The following is a 2,403-nucleotide window of genomic DNA, read 5'->3' on the forward strand; positions in this document are numbered from 1 at the left end:
GTAATGGCAACTTTTATATCTTATCAAATCCTGTTTGCTATGTCAACAAAAAGTTTTGATATTCTTTTTTCACTTTGTCGCTTTCAAATCAGCAACTTTATAAATATATCAGCCTGACTTATAAAAGTCAACACAATACTAAAAGTTTTCTAATCTTATTTCAGAAACTCAATCTCCTAGCTGAATATTATTCAAAAGCATATACTCTGAACTCCTTGAGAGTTAATAACATGTAGCGACTATGATCAATGTGATGCGTAAATAATTAAGCTAGAAAAAACGATAATGAATGTAGACTCACTAACCTGCCTCGTTAGTTCAATAAGAAAAGACCTGTCTTAGTAGCTTACCGATTAGTCGTTAGTTTAATAAGAAGGAAGTAGGAATTCACACGGGAGTGATATTGAACTAACATGTCTCGTTGAAGTATTCCTACTTATATTAGATACTGCCCTTTCATGGGAGTTCAAAAACGAAAAACAGATTGATTTACACTTTTTCTCGCCTATCGCAATTGTAACTTTATTAATATAGAAGAAACATGATACAATTTAATAGTCTAAAAATTAAAAATATTAATTTATAGACGAATTTTTGCCGAGGAGGATGATAGTATGACAAACAAAAGAAATGTCAGCATGAAAATTTATATGGGGATTACGTCTAACTAATTAGTTGTTTAGCGTTTCCCTACATTTTGAAAGGGGAAAATCATTTGAATCAAACACTATTAATCATTGATGCTCAACAAGAATTAATTGATGGGAATCAGAAAGAAAGTGCAGTTTTTAATAAAGCGCAACTTATTAGGAATATCAATAAAGTGATTGAAAAAGCAAGCGAAGCAGATGTCCCAGTTGTGTTTGTAAGAGATGTCGATGTTTCTGAGGGGAAAGGTGAAGGCTTTCAAGTTCACAATGAAATCAATGTACCCACGGATGCAAAAATTTTCGATAAGTCAGCGACGAATTCCTTTCACGGGACCGGTCTTCTGAATCATTTAAGAACTCAACAGATTAAACATGTTGTTATTATGGGCTGTAAAACACAACACTGCATAGATAGTGCTGTCAGAACAGCTACTATCAGTGGCTTGGATATTACATTAGTCGGTGATGGGCATTCAACAAATGACAATGATGATTTAAGTGCAGAACAAATCATTAGCCATCACAATCGTACTCTTCACGGTCATTATAATGTCGAACACTTTTCTGTTGTCAGAAATTCAGATGAAGACTTGTTTAGCCCAACTCATGACTCTTATAGGTAATATTAATCCAAAAAAGCGGCACTTAAAACGTGCCGCTTTTGCTATTGCATGTCAATAGCAGGCTTGCTAGTTCAATAAGCAATTGCAACGAAAGAAAATACCTCTTCAAATCTGGAGAGTAAGCAAGAATGAACTGAATAACACCCATGGTTAAGAGAAAATCCCTATATGGGTGATTAGTCGACATCCACGTACCGAATATCAGATAAAATGCATAGGAAACTGTAAACACGATGAGTAAGTAATATAATCTAGGTTTCATTATTAATTGCCCCTAGCAAAAGATGTTTATTGTATTTGAACCTTAATGTCCCATCATACACTTGTCTAGATGTTCAAGAACCATCGGCCAAGCATCTTTATGTCCGTTTCTTGACTCATCATCTATAAAGCCTGCGTGCGTAAGACGAATTTGTGTTCCATCTCCATTTGGCTCTAGCTTTATTGTGACAACAGTTTCCGCGCCCTTTGTTCCTCCATCCCCAGTAACCCAAGTAATTTCGACAAGCCGGTCTTGCTCAATCCTTAAAAACCTTCCGTAGTGAGGATGACGTTGACCGTCAAATGCAGTCTCAAAGAAAAAGGACGTGTTGATTTCTCCCTGCATGATGACGCTTCCTGGCACAGCGAACCAACGATCGATCTGTGTAGTCCACGCTTGGAACAGTACATCGGGCGGTGCATCCATTATGCGGTCAACCATTAAATTGAACGCCCTTGTTGAAAGGTCAGGTGTAGTAATAGACTTCATTATTAAGTCCTCCATCTCTATTTTGAATTGAACGAAAAGCAACGCTGCTTACCTACTTAATCCATTTCTCCATAATCTTCACTTTTCTATTCGTTGCATCCAGCTCCACGTTTCTGCCAATAGGCAACGTCAGCATAGGTTGCGTGTGGCAACAATCAAAATCTGCAAGAATCGGAATGTCCCTGTTCCCCATCACTTCGAGCAAAATATCGTATGGAGTTCTTCTAGTACCTTGATCATCAAATAATTCATGTTTCCCTAATAGAATGCCGGAAACTTTTTCAAACACACCATTCAGCTTGAGTAGAGTGAAGTTCTTTTCGACGACGGATGCCGTTTTCATCGTGTCCTCTAACAGGATAATATCCCCTTGCTGGAT

Annotated in this window: 2 protein-coding genes and 1 pseudogene; 1 reads left to right on the forward strand and 2 read right to left on the reverse strand. The window is 37.3% G+C overall.

The window, feature by feature from the left end; genetic code table 11:
• Window positions 1-715 precede the first annotated feature (715 nt).
• The gene (locus tag AC1DSB_RS18070) at window positions 716-1,273 is read left to right on the forward strand and encodes a cysteine hydrolase family protein (RefSeq protein ID WP_477532928.1); all 558 of its coding nucleotides are present in this window, start codon (window positions 716-718) and stop codon (window positions 1,271-1,273) included.
• 304 nt (window positions 1,274-1,577) lie between these two features.
• Here AC1DSB_RS18070 and AC1DSB_RS18075 read toward each other — a convergent pair whose 3' ends face one another.
• Together AC1DSB_RS18075 and AC1DSB_RS18080 are read right to left on the reverse strand one after the other, a co-directional pair.
• Window positions 1,578-2,024, reverse strand: coding sequence for an SRPBCC family protein (locus tag AC1DSB_RS18075; protein ID WP_477532929.1), 447 nt, complete (start codon window positions 2,022-2,024; stop codon window positions 1,578-1,580).
• A gap of 52 nt (window positions 2,025-2,076) precedes the next feature.
• Window positions 2,077-2,403 (reverse strand): annotated as a pseudogene (locus AC1DSB_RS18080) (LD-carboxypeptidase); the annotation flags it as partial.

It is taken from the genome of Paenisporosarcina sp. P4_E4_2, from assembly GCF_056401595.1.